19 protein-coding genes are annotated in these 25544 nt (G+C 43.6%); 18 read left to right on the top strand and 1 reads right to left on the bottom strand.

What is annotated here, in order from left to right; genetic code table 11:
* Positions 1-69 precede the first annotated feature (69 nt).
* From NYE35_RS22655 to NYE35_RS22615, 9 genes are all read left to right on the top strand, one after another.
* Positions 70-1005 (top strand): Gfo/Idh/MocA family protein, encoded by a 936-nt coding sequence (locus NYE35_RS22655; protein ID WP_341122075.1) that lies wholly within the window; start codon positions 70-72, stop codon positions 1003-1005.
* Positions 1006-1028: 23 nt separating this feature from the next.
* Positions 1029-1352: a hypothetical protein gene (locus NYE35_RS22650; RefSeq protein ID WP_036682960.1), complete on the top strand. Its 324-nt coding sequence runs from the start codon at positions 1029-1031 to the stop codon at positions 1350-1352.
* 124 nt (positions 1353-1476) lie between these two features.
* Positions 1477-1794: a winged helix-turn-helix transcriptional regulator gene (locus tag NYE35_RS22645; protein ID WP_036682958.1), complete on the top strand. Its 318-nt coding sequence runs from the start codon at positions 1477-1479 to the stop codon at positions 1792-1794.
* A 211-nt stretch (positions 1795-2005) separates the two neighbouring features.
* Positions 2006-2731, top strand: coding sequence for a hypothetical protein (locus NYE35_RS22640; protein WP_076098623.1), 726 nt, complete (start codon positions 2006-2008; stop codon positions 2729-2731).
* A gap of 297 nt (positions 2732-3028) precedes the next feature.
* Complete coding sequence (ric, locus tag NYE35_RS22635; protein ID WP_341122493.1) at positions 3029-3724, top strand: iron-sulfur cluster repair di-iron protein; 696 nt, start codon at positions 3029-3031, stop codon at positions 3722-3724.
* Positions 3725-3874: 150 nt separating this feature from the next.
* On the top strand, positions 3875-4585 hold the full coding sequence (locus tag NYE35_RS22630) for a hypothetical protein (protein WP_036682955.1): 711 nt from the start codon (positions 3875-3877) through the stop codon (positions 4583-4585).
* 230 nt (positions 4586-4815) lie between these two features.
* Complete coding sequence (gene nirB, locus NYE35_RS22625) at positions 4816-7239, top strand: nitrite reductase large subunit NirB (protein WP_341122074.1); 2424 nt, start codon at positions 4816-4818, stop codon at positions 7237-7239.
* 32 nt (positions 7240-7271) lie between these two features.
* Positions 7272-7592, top strand: a complete 321-nt coding sequence (gene nirD / locus NYE35_RS22620) for a nitrite reductase small subunit NirD (RefSeq protein ID WP_076104367.1) — start codon at positions 7272-7274, stop codon at positions 7590-7592.
* A gap of 52 nt (positions 7593-7644) precedes the next feature.
* Positions 7645-8436 (top strand): formate/nitrite transporter family protein, encoded by a 792-nt coding sequence (locus NYE35_RS22615; protein ID WP_036682946.1) that lies wholly within the window; start codon positions 7645-7647, stop codon positions 8434-8436.
* A gap of 178 nt (positions 8437-8614) precedes the next feature.
* Here the strand turns inward: NYE35_RS22615 and NYE35_RS22610 are convergent, their stop codons facing one another.
* Positions 8615-9340, bottom strand: coding sequence for a Crp/Fnr family transcriptional regulator (locus tag NYE35_RS22610; protein WP_036682945.1), 726 nt, complete (start codon positions 9338-9340; stop codon positions 8615-8617).
* Between the two features lie 422 nt (positions 9341-9762).
* Here NYE35_RS22610 and NYE35_RS22605 point away from each other — a divergent pair, with 422 nt between their 5' ends.
* The 9 genes from NYE35_RS22605 to adhE all read left to right on the top strand — a co-directional run bounded on the left by NYE35_RS22605 (position 9763) and on the right by adhE (position 25529).
* Positions 9763-12069 (top strand): glycoside hydrolase family 65 protein, encoded by a 2307-nt coding sequence (locus tag NYE35_RS22605; RefSeq protein WP_341122073.1) that lies wholly within the window; start codon positions 9763-9765, stop codon positions 12067-12069.
* The gene (locus NYE35_RS22600; protein WP_341122072.1) at positions 12066-14354 is read left to right on the top strand and encodes a glycosyl hydrolase family 65 protein; all 2289 of its coding nucleotides are present in this window, start codon (positions 12066-12068) and stop codon (positions 14352-14354) included. Before NYE35_RS22605 ends, NYE35_RS22600 begins: the two co-directional genes overlap by 4 nt.
* Before the next feature lie 25 nt (positions 14355-14379).
* A complete protein-coding gene (gene pgmB, locus NYE35_RS22595; protein ID WP_076216120.1) occupies positions 14380-15018 on the top strand; it encodes a beta-phosphoglucomutase in 639 nt (212 codons plus the stop codon).
* Between the two features lie 831 nt (positions 15019-15849).
* Entirely contained in the window at positions 15850-17643 is a 1794-nt protein-coding gene (locus NYE35_RS22590; RefSeq protein ID WP_036682936.1) for a cache domain-containing sensor histidine kinase, read from the top strand.
* A gap of 19 nt (positions 17644-17662) precedes the next feature.
* A complete protein-coding gene (locus NYE35_RS22585) occupies positions 17663-18991 on the top strand; it encodes a response regulator (protein ID WP_076146780.1) in 1329 nt (442 codons plus the stop codon).
* 210 nt (positions 18992-19201) lie between these two features.
* A complete protein-coding gene (locus NYE35_RS22580) occupies positions 19202-20029 on the top strand; it encodes a carbohydrate ABC transporter permease (RefSeq protein WP_370510527.1) in 828 nt (275 codons plus the stop codon).
* Position 20030: 1 nt separating this feature from the next.
* Positions 20031-20903, top strand: a complete 873-nt coding sequence (locus NYE35_RS22575; protein ID WP_036682930.1) for a carbohydrate ABC transporter permease — start codon at positions 20031-20033, stop codon at positions 20901-20903.
* Positions 20904-21035: 132 nt separating this feature from the next.
* On the top strand, positions 21036-22502 hold the full coding sequence (locus NYE35_RS22570) for an ABC transporter substrate-binding protein (protein WP_036682927.1): 1467 nt from the start codon (positions 21036-21038) through the stop codon (positions 22500-22502).
* A gap of 405 nt (positions 22503-22907) precedes the next feature.
* Complete coding sequence (gene adhE, locus NYE35_RS22565) at positions 22908-25529, top strand: bifunctional acetaldehyde-CoA/alcohol dehydrogenase (RefSeq protein ID WP_038572553.1); 2622 nt, start codon at positions 22908-22910, stop codon at positions 25527-25529.
* Positions 25530-25544: the final 15 nt, after the last annotated feature.

The raw sequence follows: 25544 nt of genomic DNA, 5'->3' as shown, positions 1-25544 counted from the left end.
GTATAATAGCATTTATAGAGAACAAAGAGAGAGATAAATTCTTGAATTATAAAGAGGGGAGTTAGATCAGTGATCGTTTCTGTACGCAAAAGAGTCGCCATCATCGGGATTGGCAATATCGCCCGCAAAGTATATTTGCCACTGCTCTCTCAGCATGGACAAGTTGAGGTAGTGGGGGTTCTCAGTCACTCGTCCACAACAGTAGAGCAAGCTGTTAATGCCTATCGCTTTCCTAAAGGTACGACAAATTTGGACGAGCTGTTGTCTTGGGATCTGGATGCAGTATTTGTGCATAGCCCAACGACGACCCATTATGATATAGTAACAAAATGTCTCGAACAGGGGATTTCGGTGTATGTAGATAAGCCGCTGTCCTATGATCTGGAAGAATCCAGAAGGATGGCAGAGCTGGCAGAAAATAAAGGGCTGCTGCTAGGAGTGGGCTTTAATCGGCGTTTTGCCCCAATGTATGTCACCGCCAAGAGTTGGCTCGAGGAAGCTGGAGGCATTAGCCATTGCCACGCGATTAAACATCGCACGAAGCTGCAATTAGGCAGCAGCCGTGAGACTGTACATGACGACTTGATTCATATGCTTGATCTGCTGTTATGGTTATGTGGAGATCAGTATGAGCTGCTTCGCAGTAATCTTCAATCCAATGGAGAGGGGCGACTTGTCCAGGCATCTGGAATGCTGGGTTGGGAGCAAGGCTCAGTGGGGATGTATAGTATGGTTCGTGAGGCTGGTGTTGATTTGGAGAAGCTGGAGCTGCACGGTAATGGCCGTTCGGTGGAAGTGGCAGATCTGGAGCAAGCCATCCTATATGAAAAAAATGCTTTGCCACGGACCCAGAGCTTTGGAAGCTGGGATACGGTGCTGGATAGAAGAGGTTTCGGTGGAGTGGTAGATCATTTCCTGAACAATATAAATACACCAGAGTTATGCAGTATTGCTGCTTCAGCAGTTCTGCCTAGTCATAGATTGGCAGCTCAGCTTGCTGAATGAGGTCTCTAAGAAAGGAGTAAAATATGGAAGACAACCGTAAATTAGTGGAGGAACAAATCATCGAAAGCTATAAGCGGGAGGAAGAGATGATGATCCTTGTATTCGCCCAGTGGTGCGTGAATCAAGGACTCGACCCGCACAGTTTATATTTGCAGGCTTATCCACAGCAAGAAGGGAATGAAGCCTTGCGAAAAGCGCTTGCCCTAACGGTTTCTGCGGAGGAAGCAGGGGATATTTCCGATGACACAGTTCTCGGCGTACTCTCCTTATTCGGAAATGATGACTTGGCGCAAATCGTGACAGAAGCGATTGCTCAAAGGGAATCTAAAGCACATACAGGGGATTGACAACGAGGATATAATGATAATGTCAGATGAACTTTTTTTAGTAAACGATGTTCATCAGGGATGAAATGTGTTAATATTATATATACTAACTAATAGTAAGTTTCGCTAGTGAGAGGTGAGAACAATGGAAGAACATCAAATTTCGATGTGTCCCAGATTTGAGACAGCCTTCTCTTTCTTAGGCAAACGTTGGAATGGACTTATTATTCAGACATTGATGAGTGGACCGAAGCGGTTTAAAGATATTTCCGGCCTCATTCCTTCAATGAGCGATAAGATGCTGTCCGAGCGGATGAAGGATTTGGAAGGTGAGGGTATTCTGGTTAGACATGTATACCCGGAAACACCTGTACGTATTGAATATGAACTAACAGACAAAGGCCGTGCGCTGGAGCCTGTTATGCAGCAGATTCAGTCTTGGGCTGAGAGCTGGGTAGAGTAGAAATCAAAGTCGTGTTGTGGCCCTTTTTCCTGAAGAACGGAGGAGGGCTTTTCAATTTTTAAATAAAAACCTTGCACAGATCGAAAAAATCTGTAATATAATAGAAAAAACGTTGTATGTTCCTTGAATGGAAACGCTTGCAATATTGGTTTTTGCTCAAATCTACTCAGCTGGAGTACAGGCATAGCAAAACTATTAGGAGGCGAGGGAGATGAAGACCACCCTGTTTTCCCGGGAAATAACGTATGGAAAAAAGGATGTTGCTGAGCTGGAGAACGCTTCGATCAAAGTACAGCTCATCTATGACAAGACGTTGTTCATGCTGCATAGCCATCTTCCAGATTCCTTATGGGATGCGTGGATTGGTGTGCCTTACAGCATTATCTCTTCACTCTACAAAGGCAACAATGATAGCGGAACTATCTTTCAAAAATGGATTCAAAGTCCTTCTGGCTGGAAATGTATCGGTTGTGAACGGCATTGCCTGGAGTCGACGGAACCTCTTCAAGAAGTGAATATGGCAGGTAATCAACGACAATATAAGTTTCATAATGGCATTCGCCAGAGCATGGTGCTACAAGCCTTAATTTGGTCCATGTACGAGAATACCGTATTATTCAAACCCTTTTTAGGGGATGAGCCCTTTTTTGATGAAGATGATTTGCATACGATATCCTCTTATTTCGTGCCAACTTATCTTAACGATCTACGTCTACTGGAGCAGTCTAAGCCTTGTAAAGAGTACAAAGATCAGAATATACAGATTTATCAGGAATGGATATCCGCCCCTGACCTTGTCCTCAAATGGAATGGTGGCCTGACAGAAGGCAGATGGATGACCGGTGTTTATATGGATCACTCCCGCTTTGCTGGTTTAGGACCTTATTTAAAGGACGCAAAGGGTAAGCGAACGTATATGCAGGCTTATGTTCAATAAAAGATACAGATTTGGTGTGACCGAATAGATAAATGTAAGACAAATAACATTACTGATGCCCGTGTGGTAAACAAAAGACAGGTCGATTGTGGGGATTTATCTCCATGATTGACCTTTTTCGTTCAACAAAGAGATACAATTTTCGTGAGTACAATCACAAGTCAAAACTCCTTTCAGGGTTAAGGTGAACAGGTAGAAAAGATTTTTTCAGAACCTGATCACATATCCCGAGGAGGAACTATTATGGAAACTAAACAACCTAATGATAGAATTTCGGATTTACAGCATAAGCAATCGGTGCAACCTGGATTTACTCCAGATGCCCTGGTAAAAGATATTGTGCTGCAATTCCCAAAAGCTGCGGATTATTTCAAGTCTAAACGGATTGATTTCTGCTGTGGAGGCGCCAAACCTCTTGCTGAAGCAGCTGTAGAGCGTCGACTAGATCAAGAGATGATCATTAGTGATCTCAACAAGCTGTTCGAGGAATATCCGGTACCACAAGAAGAACTCGCATGGAACACAGCACCTTCTGCAGAGTTAATCGACCATATTGTGAGTAAACATCACCATTACCTGCGGGAAGAGCTGCCCCTGATTAGCCAAAATGTAACTAAGGTATACCGAGTTCATGGCGGAGATTCACCTCATTTAGAAGAGTTATATAGTTTGTTTAATGCACTCAAGGAAGATCTGCTTCAGCATACAGCTAAAGAAGAGGAAGATGAGTTTCCGAAATTATTAGCGTATGATGCCAATCCAAGTGAAGAAGGGCTGACCACACTTCGCGAGGCATTATTTGAACTTGAGAGTGAACATGACACAGCAGGCGATATATTGAGACAAATACGCAAAATAACAGATGATTTCACCCCACCGGCTCATGCTTGTACAACCTATCGTTTGACTTATGCCCGGCTAGAGGAGCTGGAGAGCATGACTTTTGAACATGTTCATCTGGAGAATAATATATTGTTCCCTAGATTCCAGTAGAAAAAATGAGTTTTCAAAGAGTCCCTTAGGGGACTTTTTTTATATTTGAGAACAAAGCTTATTTACGTTATTCTTAAATAGACAGTATGCATAACTTACTACAAGCCTGAGACGCTGTGTGGTCATTAGGCGGGACAAGGCGGTGTCACTATGCCCACGAAATATATGTGGAGGTTGTTACTAGGATTAGTCATCGTATTCATAATAGGTGGATGTTCGACTCTTGCTGACGTTAATAATGAAGGGAATAATGGCTTAGCAGGATCAGACGGGCCTACGCTTTCGCTTATCGTTGCGGGAAATGACTTGCTGACCAACCCTTTGGACAAGCAGCTTAGCGAGAGCTACAGAAAAGGGATAACGATCTTTGACCTACTGAAAGGTAGTGGGAAGGCCACCTTTTCTGAGGATAACACAAGCATTCTAACGGTAAATAATATTTCACTCAGTCCAGGAATGAATTGGGAGCTGCAAATGGATGGGGAGACCATTGGATCTGAGGATTGGGGTCGAACCGTCGGGCATGAATCAAAATTAGTAATTACGGCGATGTCTAAGGAACAAGAGGAACCCCTTCAAATTGTGTTGTTGACCGTGAATGGCGGAAGTGAGCAAGTGAATTTGAATCATTCATATGTTATGGGATTTACTGAAGATTTAACAGTGAGAGGTTTGTTGAAGAACAGCAGTGTGGTGCAGTTGACCGAAGACAACAAAAAGGTGTTATCCATTGGTGATTATACTCCTCTTAGCAATGAAGTTTGGAAGATGAAGGTGAATGGGAAGCAGCTGCTTGAGAATGGAATGGACATGAAGCTTAGAGTGCAGGATGAATTGGAGATTTTATTGGCTATACGTTAAAAAAAGTACATAAATGCCAGATCTACGGTTATTCAGAACCTGTGATCTGGCTTTTTTTATTAGAATTTAGAACCTAACAAAGTTGTCTTATTTTTATGTGAAAACATTCACATTTAATGTGACTGTAATCACAATCTCTCTTAAATTTTGAAATGTATAATTTCATTATGTAGAAGAGAAGTTGAAGCAAAGTTCAACAAGAACGGATAAGACTGAGGAGGCACCTAACTATGGCAGCGAAGAGAGAAAAATTAATATTAGTCGGCAACGGTATGGCAGGCATAGGTACGCTAGAGCAAATATTGAAGCTAGGTGGAGCTTATGACATTACGGTCTTTGGAAGCGAACCTCACCCCAATTATAATCGGATCATGTTGTCCTATGTTCTCGAAGGCAGCAAAACCATCAACGATATCATCCTAAACGACTGGAACTGGTATGAAGATAACAACATTACCTTGCATACAGGAACAACAGTTACGCGAATTGACGAGCATTCCAAGCAAGTAATTGCGGATAACGGTATGGCTGTTTCTTACGATAAAGTGATTATTGCAACGGGTTCGAATTCATTTATTTTACCTGTACCTGGTTGTGATAAGGAAGGCGTAGTGGGTTTCCGGGATATTGCAGATTGTGATGCGATGCTAGCTGCGGCTAAACAATACAACAAAGCGGCGGTAATCGGCGGGGGCTTACTTGGATTGGAAGCGGCAAAGGGTCTTGTGAACCTTGGCATGGACGTTACTGTAGTGCATCTGATGGAAGATCTAATGGAGCGCCAGCTTGATCGTAATGCCTCCTCTATGTTGCAAGCTGAGCTAGAGCGTCAAGGCGTGAAATTTGCCATGGGCAAACAAACAGTAGAATTGACAGGGGAACAGAGAGTAAGTGGTTTACAATTTAGTGATGGCACTACACTTGCAGCTGATTTTGTAGTTATGGCTGTAGGCATCAAACCGAATATAACTGTGGCAAAAGAAAGCGGAATTGCTGTTAATCGTGGGATTGTAGTGGACGATTATTTGCAGACCTCTATGCAGAATGTATATTCCATTGGCGAATGTGCCGAACATCGCGGAGTTTGTTACGGATTAGTAGCGCCGCTCTTCGAGCAGGGTATGGTTCTAGCTAAACATCTCTGCGGAAGCGATACAAATCCATATGAAGGTTCTATTGTCTCCACCAAATTAAAAATTTCCGGTGTGGATGTATTTTCTGCAGGTGAGTTTATGGATTCCCCTGAGCACACTGTAATCTCAAGCAAAGATGAATGGAAGCGAACCTATAAGAAAATTCTGCTCAAAGACAATGTCATTGTTGGTGCAGTCCTGTTCGGGGATGTGACGGAATCGGCTAACCTGCAAAAGTTAGTAAAACAAGGTGCTGTAATGACTGATGAGATTTATACAGAGGTCATGGGTACGGGCTGCTGCGGAAGCGGAGCCAAAAAGAGCACATCTGTAGAAGCTATGGCGGACGAAGAAATCGTTTGTGGCTGTAATGGGGTTACGAAAAAAGCGATTGTGGATGCGGTCATAGAAAATGGTTTTACTACTGTGGACGAGATCAAAGCATGTACAGGAGCGACGCGTTCTTGCGGAGGTTGTAAACCGGTTGTAGAACAAATTTTACAATTTGTCCTGGGTGATAGTTTTGAGCAGTCTGCCAAGCAAGGTATCTGTAGCTGTACAACGCTTAGCCGGGATGAGATTGTTGCTGAGATTACAGCTAAAGGTCTTAGTACTACTAAAGAGGTTATGCATGTACTGGGTTGGAAACAAGAGGAAGGCTGCTCTAAATGCCGTCCGGCGATTAACTATTATCTGGGGATGCTAAATCCGGATACACATCAAGATGAGAAGGAATCACGTTTTGTTAATGAACGTATGGGAGCCAATATTCAGAAAGACGGAACCTATACCGTTATTCCACGCATGTACGGCGGGGTAACGACACCAGAGGATTTGAAGAAAATCGCTGATGTCTCCCTTAAATATGATGTAAAAGTTGTGAAGGTGACTGGTGGGCAACGCCTGGATCTAATCGGGGTGAAAAAAGAGGATCTGCCGAAGGTATGGGAAGAGCTCGATATGCCATCAGGTTATGGTTATGCCAAATCGCTACGTACGGTTAAGACTTGTGTGGGTTCACAGTTCTGCCGTTTTGGCACACAGGATTCGCTGGGAATGGGCGCGCTCATAGAACGTAAGTATGAACGTCTTGATTTTCCTGCCAAGTTTAAAATAGCTGTCAACGGCTGCCCACGTAACTGTGCGGAATCCTGCACGAAGGATATTGGCATCGTCGGTAATGACGGCGGTTGGGAAGTATTTATCGGTGGCAACGGTGGGATCAAGCCACGGATCGCTGACTCCTTCTGCAAAATTAAGACCGATGAAGAGTTGATCGAAGTGTGCTCCGCTGTGATGCAATATTACCGTGAGACCGGCAATTATTTGGAGAGAACCTCCGAGTGGGTTGAGCGTATGGGACTTGAGCAGATTCAAATGGTCATTTTGAATAATGAAGATAACCGCAAAGAGCTGGCTGCACGGATTGACTTTGCTCTGACTCAGGTGACGGATCCTTGGAAAAAAATGCTCAATGATAGCGGCACTCGTACTGCACTTTTTGAAGAAACAAGAGTCTAGCGGATATAACGCACACAGAAGGGGAGAGACCAATGAATAAGACCACACAAACGTATGCAATAGGCTCAGTACAGGATTTCCTGCTGCAGATTGGCCGTGTAGTGATTGCTGGAGATGTTGAACTGGCTGTATTTCGTGCCTCTGACGGAGCCATCTATGCAGTAGAGAATCGTAGTCCTCATCCTAAGGGTGGCCCGCTTGCGGAAGGGATCGTGTCAGGTCACTATCTGTACGATCCACTGTACGATTGGAAAATCGATCTACGCACGGGTGAGGTGCAGGCACCAGACCAAGGTAGTGTGGTGACTTATCCAGTCACACTGGACGGAGAGAAAGTTACAGTGAGCGTGTAGACACCGAAGAGTGTAGTAATAGATTTAATAGAAAACGGTGGGGTGGAGTATTATGTTTACGCAAAGTGTGGAGAGCATCGTAGAGACGGCAGTCAGTAAGCGGGACAAAATGAATGAAAGCTTGCCAAGATATTTTCTAGCAGCCCTGTTGGCAGGTGCTTATGTAGGCATTGGGATTATCCTTATTTTCTCTCTAGGAGCACCGCTAGCAGCTGCTAAATCACCTTTCCAACCGCTTATTATGGGCACATCCTTCGGCATCGCCTTGACGCTTGTAGTATTTGCAGGCTCCGAGCTGTTTACCGGAAATAATATGTTTTTTACTGTAAGTACACTGGCAGGCAGAACCAGTATCTGGGATACGGTTAAGAACTGGATTCTTGTATTCATCGGAAATGTGGTAGGTGCGGTGATTTTAGCACTTTTAATTCGTGGGACTGGGTTGTTCAGTGCTGCGCCGCCGGAGCATTTGATTTTTACAGCCGCTGCTAAAAAAATGAGTCTCCCGTTCTCTGAGCTGTTTTTTCGTGGAATCCTATGTAACTGGCTGGTCTGTTTAGCGCTATGGATGTCTTCACGCGCTAAAAGTGAATCTGCTAAGCTAATTTTAATCTGGTGGTGTCTGTTCGCCTTTATCGCAAGCGGATATGAGCATAGTGTGGCTAATATGACTCTGCTTAGTGTTGCTGTGTTGCTTCCAAATCATCCAGAAACCATTACGATAGCTGGATGGCTGCATAATATGATCCCTGTAACTTTGGGGAATATCATTGGTGGGGGCGTATTTGTCGGCATGGCCTATTGGCTGATCTCACCAGTGCGTGGTACTCGCAATAACCGTTAAATCCATTTTTAATTAACTATATTAGAGCTGAACCGATCTTGGGTTTAGCTCTTTTTTTGTTGAATATAAAAAAAAGACACCTGCATTAGGCGCCTTGGACCACTCTATTTTATATTATGCAGAATAATTGGGTCATGTATGTTTCATTGAGGTGAATAGAGGGTATATTATAACGGAATTAGATCCGGCAGATTTCGTTCGGACACAGTTCGCAGTGGCAAATTTCTTGCAGCATGCCAAGGTCCTTGATGACAATCATACCGTTCTCATACTCAACAGCATCTTTTTTACGTAGGTCGCTCAGCATCCGGTTAACACTTTCACGAGTGGCACCGATCATGTTGGACAAATCTGTATGCGTAATTTTTTTGTTGATAAGGATATTCTCACCATCGCTGCTCTTCTCACCATAGGTATTGCCAAGACGAATGAGCGTGGAGCATAGTGCACCAGGTTTGCCGTACATCATTAGATCACGGAATTTAGTTTGGGTGAGACGGTGATGAATACCCATCCATTTCATAAAGTCGATAGCAAAGTCACAATGTTGGCAGATGAGAATTTCTAGATCCTTTTGTTCGATGACGCCAACTTCACTTTCTTCAATCACTTCGGCTGTAAAGCTATGCTTAGTGCTGAAGAATGGATCTGCTTGACCTACCATATCGCCAGCTTGATACATATAAAGAATGAGTTCTTTACCTTCATCAGTAGATTTAGTTAATTTCACACGTCCACGTTTGATATAAAACAATTTATCCGAGTAGTCGCCTTCCCAGAATAGATGTGAACCCTCTGGAACTATGCGCTCTTTCATTGTAACTAGAAGTCTGTTGAAATTCTGTTCGGAGAAACAGTTTGTATTTCCGTGGGCTTCGATAACATTGTAATGTTCTTTTAGCATAATCGACATCCCCTTTATTCCCTCAGTTTTTCAGTAAATTTTAAATTAATTATACCTTGAAAATCCCTCGAATTGGTTATAAAAAATCGTTTAAAAGTGTCGAATTTTCAACATTGTGATAAATTTCACTTCTAAAGTGTTCGATGTAATATTCTTTTTAACTAAAAAAGAGTAAGTGATCTCACGTTTATGATATATGAACAGCGGCTATCCATTATTCTCAAATACTGGGTTAATCGCTGTTTTTTTGCGTCCCCGTTAGATTGTAACATATAACACAGTTGAAATTCATGTTAAAGAAATTAGTTTTATCTCAACTCCGTATAAATGCACACATCTTCATTACGGTCGGACATTGGCTCTATTGCTATGCAGCGATATCCTGAAATTGGAGCAAAAATCAGGAGAAGGAGAAATCATATATGGCTAAAGTAGCAGACAAATATCTTAAGGTTGATCCGTGGGCAATTATTGAAGAGGGCTTTGATCCAGAAAGAAATCGGACTTCGGAATCTATTTTTTCATTGGGTAATGAATACATGGGTGTACGCGGATATGCAGAGGAAGGGTATTCAGGTGACACCCTGCAAGGAAGTTATTTTAATGGATTAAATGAACAATTGGATATTGGCAATCACTATAAAGGGATTATTCGCTCGCTGAGATATATGGTGAATGCGGTGGACTGGCTGTATACACGTCTATCTATAGATGGTGAACAGCTTGATTTAGCAAAAAGCAACGTAACAGATTATGTGCGCAAGCTGGATCTTCGTAAGGGTACGTATCGGAGAGAGCTAATCTGGCATCTAAACGATGGCAAGTCGCTAAAAGTAGTCTTTACACGTCTGGTCAGCATGACTATGTCTCATTTGGGGTTGCAGCGGGTGGAGTTTGAACCCCTTAATTTCTCAGGGAGCGTGGACATTTGTGCAGGTCTTGATTTCGGCATTATTCATGAAGAACGCGGCGAATGTATGTGGAACAGTCTCCGCAGCGGAGTAAGTGGAGCGTCCTCTGCTATTATGGCCAGTACAGTGAATACTGGGAATAAGCTGTTCTCAAGCTTTACCTTACAATCCTCGCAGCCGTTGCAGCTCACTGCTACTGAGAGTGATAAGTTTATTGGACAAAATTTCACTCTGGACCTTACGGAAGGAGAAGTTTCCTATTTTACCAAACTGGTTATGAACTATTCGGATAGTGATTCTGCCCATACAGCTGAAGAGCTGTGGAACAAAGGTCTGTCTCTTGCTGAAACAGCAAGCCAATTGACAGATACCCAAATAATCGCTGATCAGACAGCTTATTGGAAGGGCATCTGGGAGACAAGTGATATCCGAATTGAGGGCGATCCTGAGAATCAGCAGGGTATTCGTTTCTGTATCTTCCAGCTTTATCAGACCTATCATGGCGATCATCCCGGATTTAATATTGGTGCCAAAGGGCTGACGGGTGAAGTATATCGTGGGTTGGCTTTTTGGGATACAGAATCCTATTGCTTACCGTTCTATATGTTCAATAATCCAAGGGCTGCCCGGAGCTTATTGGAATTCAGATATAAAACATTGCCGCAGGCTATGCAGCGCGCTAAAGAGGTGGATTGTGAGGGAGCCTGCTATCCAATTGCTACTATAGATGGAACAGAAAGCTGTGATCTCTGGCAGCACTCTAATCTTCAGCTTCATGTAGGGACTGCTGTTTCTTATGGCATTTGGCATTATGTCAAAAATACCGGTGATAAAAGCTTCCTGCACAGTAAAGGGGCTGAGATGCTGATTCAGATCAGCAGATTCTATGCTACACGTGGCCAATGGGGGCAACGCAGCGGGGAATATGGTTATTTTGGCGTTATGGGCCCTGATGAGTTCCAATTGATGGTCAATAACAACTGCTACATTAATCTGATGGCTCAACAATCTTTTGAATACACCCTAGAGACTCTTCGGGAGATGAAAGAACAGGCTCCTGCTGCTTTTGCAGCTGTGGTAGAGAAAACAGAACTTCATGACGAGGAACTCACCGATTGGGAAAACAAGGCGCAGCATATGCGGATTCCGGTTGACGAAGTGACAGGAGTTTATGAAGAGCATGATGGGTTCTTCGATATGCCACATATTGATATTCATTCGATTCCTGTTACAGAATTCCCGTTATATTCGAACTGGTCATATGATCGTTTGTATCGCTATGACATGATTAAGCAGCCGGATGTACTTATGTTTATGTTCTTGTACAGCGGACAATTCTCTAAAGAAGCGAAGCTGGCGAACTATGAATATTACGAGCCTAGATGTATTCATGAGTCTTCGCTGTCACCTTCGATCCACTCCATTTTGGCGAGTGAAATCGGCAAACCCGAGGAAGCATATTCGTTTTTTGAATTTGCTACTCGACTGGATTTAGACAACTATAACCGTAATACCCGTGAAGGGCTGCATACTACCTCAATTGCAGCTGCTTGGATGAATATTGTTTACGGCTTTGGTGGAATGCGTTCGGATGGAGCACGTCTGTCCTTTCAGCCAACCCTGCCAGAACGCTGGGATGAATATAGCTTCCAAGTATTGTATGAAGGAGTGCTTCTGAGAATTGCGGTCGACAAAAATTCAGTAACAATCACTGCGGTTAATGGTGGAAGTACCGAAATTATAGTGTACGGACAGTCGATTACAGTGGATGCTTCCGGGAAGACGCTTCCGCTAGGCGAAGGGATGCTGGCAGGATGAACTGGATCGTAAAGGAGAGTTGTTTTGATAAACAGCTTGTGACGACGAACGGTAACAAATATATGTTAGGCAACGGCTACATGGGGTATCGCGGCACACTGGAGGAATTCAGTAAAACCGAGCTAGTAGCTGTCACCCTCGCAGGACTATATGACAAAGAGGGGGACAAATGGAGAGAACCAGTTAATGCCCCTAATGGATTGTTGACCAAAGTTTTCTGTAATGATCAGCTCTTAAGTGTGCTTGACCGTGAACCGCTCGTTCATACTCAGGAGCTAAATATCCGAAATGCCATTCATCATCGGAGCACTGAATATGCTGTATCTGACGGTGGGGCGTTGACGTTTACCGCAGATCGTTTCGTAAGCCAGGATAATCTTCACTTGCTCGTTAGTAAATACTCTATTCGCAGTACTCAAGACTGCCGAGTAGCGATTGAGACGGGAATTGACGTAGATGTGTGGGATATCAATGGGCCTCATCTTTACGGACAAAAGGTACAGCTGAAGGACGAGGTGCTGATCTCTTCTTCTGTTAGCGGAGAATTGAAGATTCCGGTTGTTGTGGCGGAGAGGGCGGTATTCAGTTTTGGTGAGGAGCTACTGGAAGATGGGGCTGCTGTTCGCCGGATTTCTTTTGATGCCCGTGCGGGTGAGACGTATGAATGGTTTAAGTATGTAGCAGTCTATACTGGACTTGATGCGGATCAGCCGGAGACGGAAGCTGTTAAATCTGTCCATGCTGCTGAGGCGTTGGGTTATGAGGCGTTATTTAAGGCTCATCGTCTGTTATGGGACGAGAGATGGTCACACAGCGATGTAATCATCGAAGGTGATGAAGCTGCCCAATTTGCCTTGAGATATAGTATCTATCAGCTGTTAATCATTGCCCCTACAGTTTCGGAGAAGGTGTCTATTCCAGCCCGGGGATTATCGGGTCAGGTATATAAGGGAGCTGTATTCTGGGATACGGAAATGTTTATGTTGCCGTTTTTCCTGCACAGTGATCCTAAGGTAGCGCGGAACTTGATGATGTACCGGATTCATACATTGGATGGTGCTCGCCGTAAGGCAGCGGAATATGGATTTTTGGGCGCATTTTATGCTTGGGAAAGTCAGGATACGGGAGACGATGCCTGTACTTTGTTTAATGTGAATGATGTATTTACAGGCCGGCCGATGCGGACCTATTTCCGCGATAAGCAGGTTCATATCAGTGGTGACGTTGTGCATGGGATCTGGAAGTATGTTCAATTCACAGGCGATGAAAGTCTGCTTACTAGTGGAGGAGCAGAGGTGATCTGGGAATGCGCTCGCTTTTTCTACTCTTACGCTTACTATAATTCGGTTAAACAGCGGTTTGAGATTCTGGATGTAACAGGTCCGGATGAATATCATGAGCGTGTGAACAATAATGCGTTTACGAATGCACTGGTTAAAGAAACGCTGGAGATTGCCTTGCGTACGGCAGCTTTGCTGGAAGCGAAGTATCCTGAGGAGTACAGTCAATTATCCGCTCCGTTTAGCTCAGGGCCATTCCTGAAGGAGTTCAAAACGATGCTGGATAGCTTTTATGTTCCACAGCCTGATCCTGCCAGTCTTGTTATTGAACAATTCGACCGGTACCTCACCTTGGAGGATGTAGAGCTAACAGAACTGAAATCACGTGTGCTTAATAAAAATGAGTATTTTGGCGGCGGCAATGGCTTAGCTACCACCACAACCATACTTAAACAAGCAGACGTTGTGTTGATGCTGAATCTGTTTAAACACTCCTTTAGCAAGGAAGTGAAACAAGCAAACTGGGAATTTTACGAACCGCGTACGGAACACGGATCAAGCTTAAGCCCTTGTATTTACGCTTTGGTAGCTGCTGATATTGGTTCACCGGATTGGGGCTATCCGTATTTTATGCGTACAGCTACCGTCGATCTCACCGGCGAATCTAAGCAATATGTAGGGGATCTCTACATTGGTGGGACTCATCCAGCTGCGAATGGTGGTGCTTGGATGGCTGCGGTTCTTGGCTTCGCTGGGTTGGACTACGATGGAGGGGTTGTGCACATCAATCCATCTCTGCCGCAACATTGGCAGTCCGTTCAGCTTCCGGTTACCCTGCGCGGCGACACCATCCAACTGCGGATCAGTAAGGATGAAGTTACTGTAATCTCAGCTGCAGATTACAGTGGAGACTTAGTATTCTCGGTGCAAGGCGGAGAAGGCAAGTCGTGCTCTGCTGGTGAGAACCTTCGACTGGCTTTGTCGAAACAGGAGTATAAATATTAATACACAACGGAGAGGAAGCAAATCAATGTTGGAAAATATGAAAGGCGCCATCTTTGATCTGGACGGCGTGATCGTAGATACAGCCAAATATCATTATTTGGCGTGGGCGAGTCTTGCAGATGAGCTTGGCTTTAAATTCACGGAGGAGGATAATGAACGGCTTAAAGGTGTGAGCCGGATGAGATCGCTTGATATCCTGCTGGAAGTGGGTGGCCTGGAATTTGAGGAAGCAGAGAGGCAGGCAATGGCGGAGAAGAAAAACCGCCTGTACGTAGAATACATTTCTCGACTCGAGGAATCGGAGCTGCTGCCTGGAGTGAAAGAATACCTAACAGGATTGAGATCACGTGAGATTGGGATTGCGCTAGGATCAGCCAGTAAGAACGCTGAGTTTATTTTGAATAAGCTGAACATTACAGACTTATTTGATGCAGTTGTTGACGGCAACAAAGTGTCACTAGCCAAACCTGACCCAGAGGTGTTCCTGATCGCGGCTCAAGAGATAGGCTTGCAGCCGGATGAATGTGTTGTGTTTGAAGATGCTGAGGCGGGCGTTCAAGCAGGTAAAGCTGCTGGGATGAAGGTTGTAGGTATCGGCAAACATGAGGTGCTGAAGGAAGCTGATCTGGTCGTAAAAGGGTTGTATGAGCTGCTGACAGACTGAAGTTCTAAATAAACAAGGGACCGACTCCAAAGTAGCGGATGACTTTGGGGGCGGTCTTTTGTTGTGCAAAGTCTCTGTATTTAGCTAGCTCAGACTGTCTATCGGACCTCATAGTCGCTATTGGCCATAATACGGCTCATTTGCGAACCTATCGGACTCCATAGTCGCTATTGGCTCGAAAAGCCCTCATATCGCGCATGTTTGGAACGAATAACGCCTCTGGAGTCCGAAACTCCCCGTAAAAGCTGAAATTTGACCAAATAGCTGCATCTGAGTCCGATCGCTCATCGTGAAGGGGTGTGTGGGAATGTAAAACGCTGAATAAGTAGTAAGCCGCACATCCGGTAATCCAAACGCACAACAAGCAGCTAAATAGCACATCAAGTAATCCAGACGCCCAACAGCAAAGCACATTCAAGTATTGAAGTACTTGAGTGTTCAAGTGTTCAAGAACATACATCGCACTTCTTCCATATAGAGTTCATTCCTCCTAGCCCCACGCAGTGTCCTTTACGCCGTCTCCCCCTTTTTCTGTTTGCGGTTTTTAAGAGTTCGTTGATGGAGTTGCGAAGTGGAGGTTTGGAGCTGGAGAAACGCCAGTGGTCGCCTTTATCCTCGGATTTCTACCGCTCAGCGGTATAAAATCAGGAAATCTGAGGATAACAGCGATCGTAAGCCCAAACGCTCCACGTAGTGGCGAACATATCATCGTGCTCTTTTTATCCGTCCAACAGAAAAAACTACATACAAATGAACATAAAAAACTTTAAAATAAACATATGTAAGCGTTTATCACTTTGATATAGTTATTGAACCCGGAGGTGCATCTCGATGTTGTCTAGGCTGATTCGGCCGATTCTGAAGCTGAACGTCAAACAGCAGCTTATCCTGCTGTTTCTGATTATGATCTCGCCCATTCTGTTTTTGAACATTTACGGGAATATGAAGGCTGAGCAAATTCTGAAGCGCCATGTGACGAATGCTTATGTAGAGCTGAACAAGCAAAACTTCACCATCATTAACCGAGATATCGATACCGTAAATAAAATTACTACCACTGTAATTCAAAACCCTCTGATTCAGCAGATTAATATGACGGGTTCGGATACCATCCTGGAGCGGGTTAAACGCTATGAGACGATAGAGAAGCTGTTGGTCAGTTACTCGCAGGGAGCTGAGCGTGGGGACGGCATCTATTATTCCCTTTATATATACGATCCCGAGGATTATTATTTTTTTGCACCCAATTTCCCGCAGGTTAAGAAGGCGGGGGTATATTTCTTTTCCAAAGCGGAAGAGCCATATTGGTTCGAGGAGGTTGTCCAGAAAAAGGGCCGCGGATCTCTAAAATTCACAGGGAAGCTAAGTGCGCAAGCGGAAAACTTGAAGACTCTTACCTATATGAGAGCTGTCAATAACATCTCCAGGAAAGCTGAGACTATTGGGGTCTTAGTCATTACCAAGATGGACGCGAAAATCGGAGAATCCCTCAAATCCATATCGTTGCCTGATGGTGATATTTACTTAACGGATCTGGATAATCGTGTACTCGCTTCTACTACGAATAATACTGGTGAGATCATTACGTTGCCGGAAACGGTCATTGCTGAGGATTTGGAAGGTACCGTGGATGTTATTACCTCGGATTTTATTTATGTGGTCAATAATAACCACGCCTTAGGACAGAAGCTAGTCTACAAAATCGCCGTAAAAGCACTGCTGCAGCAACAAAACGAAATGAAAAGTGTGATTCAATACATAACTGTGGCCTATGCTGTTTTTGGATTAATCATGATTACTTATTTCTGGCGTTCATTAATGACGCCTTTGCAAAAGTTAGCCTTTTTCGTCCGGAAGTTTGAGCCAGGCAATCGTGTCCCTGAGACGCCAAAAAGAGGGAGTAACGATGAGGTCAGTGTGCTGATTGGATCTACCTATGACATGGCCCGCAGGCTTAATGGACTAATTACTTATAAATATCAGATGGAGCTAAAACAGAAGGAATCACAGCTTCAACTGCTCTATCAGCAGATCAATCCGCATTTGCTCTACAACACTTTGGAGAGTATTTACTGGAAAAGCTCGCTGGAAGGTAACGTTGAATCCGCCGAGATGATCAAGGAATTATCCAAGCTTATGAAGATTAGCCTCAGTCGGGGAAGGGAGCTGATTAGCCTTGAAGAAGAGCTGGAGCATGCAACGGCCTATATCAAGCTGCAGCAGCACCGGTATGATTATATATTTCGTGTTGTAATGGAGATTCACCCAGATACGAAAAGAAATCTAATTCCTAAAATTACCCTGCAGCCGTTAATTGAGAATGCTATTATTCATGGTGTCAAAAATATGGGCGAGGATGGGGAAATCATCATTAGCGCAGTTTGTGTGGACGATACCGTCGAGATCACTATTGAAGATAACGGATATAAGTCTGTTGATTATCAGGCCATTGAAGCTGTGCTGAATGACGACAGTCCAAATCCGGCCAGCGGTTACGGGATTCGTAACATTAACCAGCGCATACATTTACACTTTGGCTCTGATTATGGCATCAGCTATACGCCTCGTAAAGAGGGCGGTACATTGGTGACGGTTAAGCTTCCGAAATCAGAGAATCAGGACTAAGGAAGGGGAGCATACAGATATGTTCAATATATTAGTTGTGGATGACGAACCCTTGATTTGTAAAGGGCTGAGCAATTTATTAGCTTCTTCGGGGTTAAACATAGACCATATTTATACAGCAAACAGTGGTTTTGAAGCGCTGGACTGCATTCGGATGGAGGAAATAGACCTGCTCGTTACTGATATTCAGATGGGCGCAATGAGCGGGATTGATCTGATGCAGCATGCAAAATTGGCCAAACCCTGGGTACAGACCATCGTGATTTCTGCACACGAGACATTTCAATATGCACAAATGGCGGTTAGGCTTGGCGCGAAGGATTATTTGATCAAACCTTTGAACAGTGAGCAATTTCTGGATTCGGTGCGAAATGTGCTGCTTAAGATGGGCAAACCATCACCAGAATTGGACATTTTCATGTCAGGGATTAACGAAAGCTTTCGGCTGGAAGAGCCGCTTCCGGAATACAGCAAGTTATTAAATGAGCTGCTCAATGAGCCTGAAGGTGTACTGTGTGATGCAGAACGCTTACAAAAGCTGGATAACCTGAAGCTGCAAGGGCCGTATTTTTCCGTCTTAAAAATTAAGGTGCCTCTGGCTGGAATGAATCAGGAGAAGCACTACACCCTGCGGGACAGACGGCTTCTTTGTTATGCCGCGCTGAATATCGCCAAAGAGCTGATGGATCAGGAGTGGAACTCGACAGCCTTTTACGCAGAGGATGAAGAAATAACGATCATTATTCAATGGGATGAAAAAAGCTATGAAGATTCGTCTGCCAGTCAAATCAATAGGCTAGATATTCTTGGCCGCAGTCTTCATTTTAATATTCAAAAATATCTGCACTTAAATGCAGTCATCGGCATCAGCCAGATTCTCAAGGGTCTATCATTTATGGCTGTATTGAACCGTCAAGCCTCCAAAGCCATTCTTTGGAATAATGAACATAATGACCATTATGTGTTTTACTACGGGGATTTTAATTGGAACAGTTACACAACCGATCCTTCAGTAGAAGAGCTTCATACACGCAGCAATCTGATTGTAGAGAAAGCAAGAGAGTATATTGACGAGAACTATGCGCAAAAAGGATTAACCATCCATGAAGTGGCTAAGAAAAACCATGTCAGTCCCAATTATTTGAGCTATCTGTTTAAGAAAAATACAGGTTACAACCTGTGGGAATATGTAATTAAGCTGCGGATGGAAGAAAGCCGGGAGATGATTTTGAACACAGATCTTCGCAGATACGAAATCGCCGAGCGTGTAGGTTATGAATCACCGGAGCATTTTAGTAAAATTTTCAAAAAATATTATGGGATTAGCCCCAGTGAATTGAAGAAGTAAAAACACATACTACTTCGGTAGATTTAGACATGTTCAGTACAACCCTCATTTTCTACAATTTAAGGTAGGAAGCATTTTGCGAAAAATGCTGAAAGAAAAATGGAATGAGGGAGCCTGATGAATCAAACCGCAGTTGTATCCGAAAATCCGCCGGCGCTGAAGGGTACACCTTACAAGCAAAACCGCTGGAAGAAAAACTTTTGGGGATATATGTTCCTCGTACCTGCTGTGATTATTTTTGTAATGTTCCTGTGGGTGCCAATTTTTAAAGGCTTGTTGTACAGCTTCTACCATGTTGATTTTGTAAAAGGGAATAGCTTTGTTGGCTTTGAGAACTACGCTAGAGCCCTTAGTGATCCAGATGTTTTGACCGCGTTAAAAAATACGGGGTATTACATGCTTCTATGTCTTATTATCGGGTTCTGGGTTCCGATTGCTTTTGCCATTATGATCTCGGAGCTGAGAAGGTTTGGGGGCTTTGTACGGGTAGCGGCTTACCTTCCTTTCGTTATGCCTGGTGTGGTTCTATATGGACTCTGGAGATGGCTTTATGATCCGGTGGGCCCAATCAATGCGGTATTAAGCTCGCTTGGTGTGGACCAGGTTGCCTTCCTGACAGATACAAGGTGGTCGATGATTTCTCTTGTTTTTATGGAGACGTGGCAGCAGTTTGGATCAGGGATGTTAATATACTTGGCTGCTGTACTCAGCATTCCGCGGGATTGGTATGAAGCAGCTGAGATTGATGGGGCGGGTGTGTGGGCACGTATAAAGTACATCACATTGCCTTCGCTACGTAATTTGATCATTTTGATGTTGATATTACAGATTATCGGGACTTCACAAGGGTATCAGTCACAAATGGCGCTGCTTGATGGTGGACCGAATAATACTACGCTTACCTATGCGCTGCTGATCGTAAAATATGCTTTTACGCGACTCGATTATGGAACGGCGACTGCGCTTGGCATGCTAATGTTCATTGTCCTAGGTGGTTTGGGCATTTTACAGTTCAAGCTTAACAAGGAGGACAACTAAGATGAAGAGCGCAGATAGAGGGATTCTCTCAGAACATGATTTGAAAAAAACAAGCAATAAGATCGTTTATGGCTTGATGTGCGTGGTTATTTTGATTATGGTGTTCAGCATGCTGTATCCGATCTGTATGACGTTATTTAACGGACTGAAATCGAATCAAGAGGTGAACTCATTCCCACCGCATTTTTTCCCGCAGGAATGGCACTTCAGCAACCTTAAGGAAGCGATGAATTACATTGATCTGCTGATGTTCCTTAAAAACACCATTTATATTTTTGTGGGGAATATGGTCGTGACACTAGTAGTATTGGGAATGTCTGCTTTCAGCATTTCTCGTATGAATGTCCCTTACAGAAAGGCAATTTATTTCTTTTTCCTGATGACATTGTTTATTCCGGCGACCAGCTATATGATTCCCAACTTTGTCAATCTAAAAGAGCTTGGATTACTAAATCAGTACGCAGCATTTTGGCTGCCGGCTGGTGCGAATACATTCTATTTTCTACTCTTAAAGAACTTTTTTGATGGGATACATCCTGAAATTTTTGAAGCAGCGCGGATTGACGGTTCCTCTGAGCCGAGAAGCTTTTTCTCCATTGCAGTGCCATTGTCGGTTCCGATTTTTGCTACGCTGGCGATCTTTATCTTTTCTACAGCATGGAATGACTGGTTCTGGCCATCTCTGGTTATGCACAGTGAAGAGAAATATACGCTCGCGACAGCAATCTATAAATACGTTATTAATGTAAAGGCACTTAATACGAATATTAAATTCGCCATCCTATTTATCGTATCGTTGCCGCCGATCCTTGTCTTCCTGATCTTCCAAAAGTTCATTATGCGTGGCGTCGCATTATCAGCAGTTAAGGGATAAGCACGGATCGACGGATTTAGTCACGGATCGTAAACATGCACATGAAAGGAATATAAATGCACCTCGTTTGTAAACGATTTCTCTTTTATGATCGATATGTAAGATAACTATGAATTGAAAAGGGGAGTTTCAATGCGTAAGTACTCTAGCGTGCTACTAAGCCTCCTTGTGGCCGGATCGTTGTTAACCGCTTGCGGCGGTAATAACAATAACGGAAACACGACAGGAAACAAGGAAGGGGAAGCGACTACTGCGCCAACGAATGCTGCAACAGATAATGCTGGCAGTGCTACAGCAGCGCCAACTGATGATATCACACAAAGAAAAGTGACCATCAAAATTCACTATCCAACCCCTGACCTAACCGAAGTTAGAGCACAGGAAGATGACAAGATCAAACGTTTCCAAGAGGAATATCCGAATGTTGAAATCGTCAAAGACGATTGGCAGTACAATGTAAGTGAAATCGGCATCAAAATGGCAGCGAATGAAGCTCCAACCTTCTTTAACACCTACGCTACAGAAGCAAAATTCCTAGTTGAAAAAGGCTGGGTAGCTGACATTACGGATCTGTGGAATAAATACGAATTTAAGGATCAAATTAACCCGGTTCTCCAAAATCAATTTATCATTGACGGTAAAGTCTTCGGCGTAACTCAAAAGGGTTATGTAACAACCACAATGATCAACAAAAAAATGCTGGACGAAAAAGGCGTTGCTGTTCCACCTATGGATTGGACTTGGGATGATATGCTGAATACCGCCAAAGGCGTAGCTGATACCAAAAAAGGGATTTCCGGTATTGCTCCAATGGGTAAAGGGAATGAAGCAGGCTGGAACTGGACCAACTTCCTGTTCGAAGCTGGCGGTGAAATTCAGAAGATTGAAGGCGGTAAGGTTGTAGCTACTTTTAATTCTGAGGCTGGGATTAAAGCGCTGGATTTCTACAAGAAACTTAGATGGGAAGCAAACGCGATTCCTCAGGACTGGGCACTGGGCTGGGGTGATGCTGTAGGCGCATTCCAACAAAGTCGTACAGCAATGGTAATGGCTGGATCTGACGGTGTTATTGAGCAAGCGTTGAATCAAGGCGGTCTGAAACCAGAAGATGTACTTACGTATCCAATGCCTGCAATGGAAAAAGGCGGAAAACACACCGGGGTACTTGGTGGTGACTACCTTGTAATCAATCCAAATGCAACACCAGACGAGCAAGAAATGGCATTCCGTTATATTACATTTGATTACTTCTCCGATAAAGGTCTAGAAGCACTGGATGCGGTTCTGCAACAACGTACAACGGATGGTAAATACTTTATTCCGCCGCTCTTAGATTACTATTCTGCAGATTCTGACTTCGGCAAGAAAACGAAAGCTGTGTATGATAAATATACAAATGTATATCAATACAGCCCTGATATTTTAGGTTTGCTGGACGGTAAACCGGAAGCGCAATACAATACACAGGACTACTACGCAACCATGTCCAATGTAATTCAAGAGCTGTTCTCCAAAAAAGGAACAGATTCCAAGACACAGCTTGAAGCTGCTGCCAAAACAGTGCAAGAGAAATTCTTCGACACAATTAAAGTAGAATAGCTAGGAAGAACAGAACCGGCTCCATAGGAGTCGGTTTTTTTATGTTTATATTATTGATATTTTTATAAATCAACACGACGGGGGGCATCCGACTATTTTTTAGAGGCCAATGGAAAAATAGAGTGTCAACAAAATTAGATTTGCTTTTTTAAAATATTTTTGCGAGCGGAAAGGTAGAAAATGGGTATCAGTTCTTGTCTTTTTAAACATAAACTTTAAATTTAAGGAATAATAAAGCATAAATAATGGTAAAAAAGCTATAATATGATCGAATGAAAGCGCTTTGAAAACAAATCAAAAAAACTTTATACTTTGTGAAAGATTTCACTATACAAGGTGGAAATGATGTGATAAGATAAATGTGTAGAGAAAAACAACCTAAAAATTGACAGGAGGACGAGGGAGATGGCAGTTAAGAACGAAGTCGCCGCCCAAGTTAAACAAACTACCGCTGAAGAGTATATTCAGACTTTAGTGGATAAAGCGAAAAAAGCACATGAGGCATTCATGGCGCTGGATCAAGAGCAAGTTGACACAATCGTTCATGCAATGGCGTTGGCTGGACTCGACAAACATATGTACCTCGCTAAATTGGCTGTAGAAGAAACTGGCCGCGGGGTTTACGAAGACAAAATTACTAAAAACATCTTCTCGACAGAATATATCTGGCACGGAATTAAATACGATAAAACAGTAGGCGTTATTGAAGACAATGCTTATGAAAGCTTCCAAAAAATTGCTGAGCCCGTCGGAATTGTAATGGGTATCACACCGGTAACCAACCCTACATCCACCACGATGTTTAAAGCGTTGATTTCGATTAAGACACGGAACCCTATTATATTCGGTTTCCACCCATCTGCGCAAGAGTGTAGTGCAGCAGCTGCTAGAATTCTTCATGATGCGGCTGTAAAAGCTGGCGCACCTGAGAATTGTATCCAATGGATTGAAATGCCAACGATGGACAAAACAAACGCTTTGATGAACAACCCTGACGTTGCACTTATTCTCGCAACAGGCGGTTCTGCAATGGTAAAAGCAGCTTATAGCTGTGGTAAACCAGCTCTTGGCGTAGGTCCTGGTAACGTACCTGCATTCATCGAAAAGAGCGCGGATATCGATCAAGCCGTAACGGACATCATTCTTTCCAAAACATTTGATAATGGTATGATCTGTGCTTCCGAGCAAGCTGTTATTATCGAAGAACCAATCTTTGATCAAGTGAAAAAGAAAATGATCGCTAATGGCTGCTACTTTGTTAACAAAGAAGAAGCTGCCAAACTTACTAGCGGCGCTATGAACGTTGATAAATGTGCGGTTAACCCAGCAATCGTTGGACAATCCGCAGTGAAAATTGCTGAAATGTGCGGCATTCAAGTTCCTGCCGGCACTAAGATTCTGGTAGCAGAACTTGAAGGTGTAGGCACTAAATATCCATTGTCCGCTGAAAAATTGAGTCCTGTGCTTGCTTGCTACAAAGTTAAAAACGCAGATCAAGGTATCGAACGCGCAGCACAAGTTGTTGAATTTGGTGGTATGGGCCATAGTTCGGCTATCCACTCCAACAACGAAGAAGTAATCATGAAGTTCTCCAACCGTCTGCAAACAGGACGTATTCTCGTTAACTCGCCTTCCACTCATGGTGCGATCGGCGATATCTATAACACTAACATCCCTTCGTTGACGCTGGGCTGCGGATCTTATGGTCGTAACTCCGTGTCGCAAAACGTTACAGCAATTAATTTGATCAACGTGAAAAGGGTGAATCGTCGTACCGTGAATATGCAATGGTTTAAAGTACCTGACAAGATCTATTTCGAAAAAGGCGCTACTCAGTACCTGACCAAAATGCCTGATATCACACGTGTCGCAATTATCACTGACCCAATGATGGTTAAGCTCGGATATGTTGAGAGAGTTGAACATTACCTGCGTCAACGCCAAACTCCTGTAGCGATCGAAGTGTTCTCGGAAGTTGAACCAGATCCATCGACAACTACAGTTGAAAAAGGTACAGCAATGATGAACAGATTCCAACCGGACTGCATCATCGCACTTGGTGGTGGTTCCCCAATGGATGCTGCAAAAGGAATGTGGTTATTCTATGAACATCCAGACGCAGACTTTAACGGTCTGAAACAAAAATTCATGGATATCCGTAAACGGGTTTACAAATTCCCTAAACTTGGAAACAAAGCTAAGTTTGTAGCGATTCCAACTACTTCGGGTACGGGTTCGGAAGTAACATCTTTCGCAGTTATTACCGATAAAACAACTGAACAACACACTAAATATCCTTTGGCTGACTACGAGCTAACTCCAGACGTAGCTATCATTGATCCAGAGTTCGTATATAGCTTGCCAAAAACTGCTGTAGCTGATACAGGTATGGACGTATTGACACATGCCATCGAAGCTTATGTATCTGTTATGGCGAGTGACTACACTGATGGTCTGGCAATTAAAGCAATCCAATTGGTATTCCAATACCTTGAAAAATCGGCGCTTGAAGGCGACAGAGTTGCCCGTGAAAAAATGCATAACGCATCAACACTTGCTGGTATGGCCTTTGCTAATGCTTTCCTGGGTATTAACCACAGTTTGGCGCATAAATGGGGCGGTCAATATCACACTGCTCACGGTCGTACTAATGCGATCCTTATGCCACACGTTATTCGTTACAATGCTAAGAAACCTACGAAGTTCGCTTCGTTCCCTAAATATTCACACTTCGTAGCTGACGAGCGTTATGCAGAAATCGCCCGTATTCTGGGATTGCCAGCTCGCACAACTGAAGAAGGTGTAACTAGCCTGATCAATGCTATTCGCGATATGAACAAAAAACTGGGTATCGAAGAATCCTTCCAACAACTGGGCTTTGATCCTAAGGATTTTGAATCCCGTGTAGATTACTTGGCTGACCGTGCATTTGAAGATCAATGTACAACTGCCAATCCTAAGCTGCCACTGGTATCTGAACTTGCAGATGTATACCGTAATGCTTTCTACGGAAGATTTGATAATTAATATTTGGTTAAGTAG

This window comes from Paenibacillus sp. FSL L8-0494, from assembly GCF_038003695.1.
GTDB lineage: Bacteria > Bacillota > Bacilli > Paenibacillales > Paenibacillaceae > Paenibacillus_AQ > Paenibacillus_AQ odorifer.
This window is presented reverse-complemented; position numbering and strand designations above follow the sequence as displayed.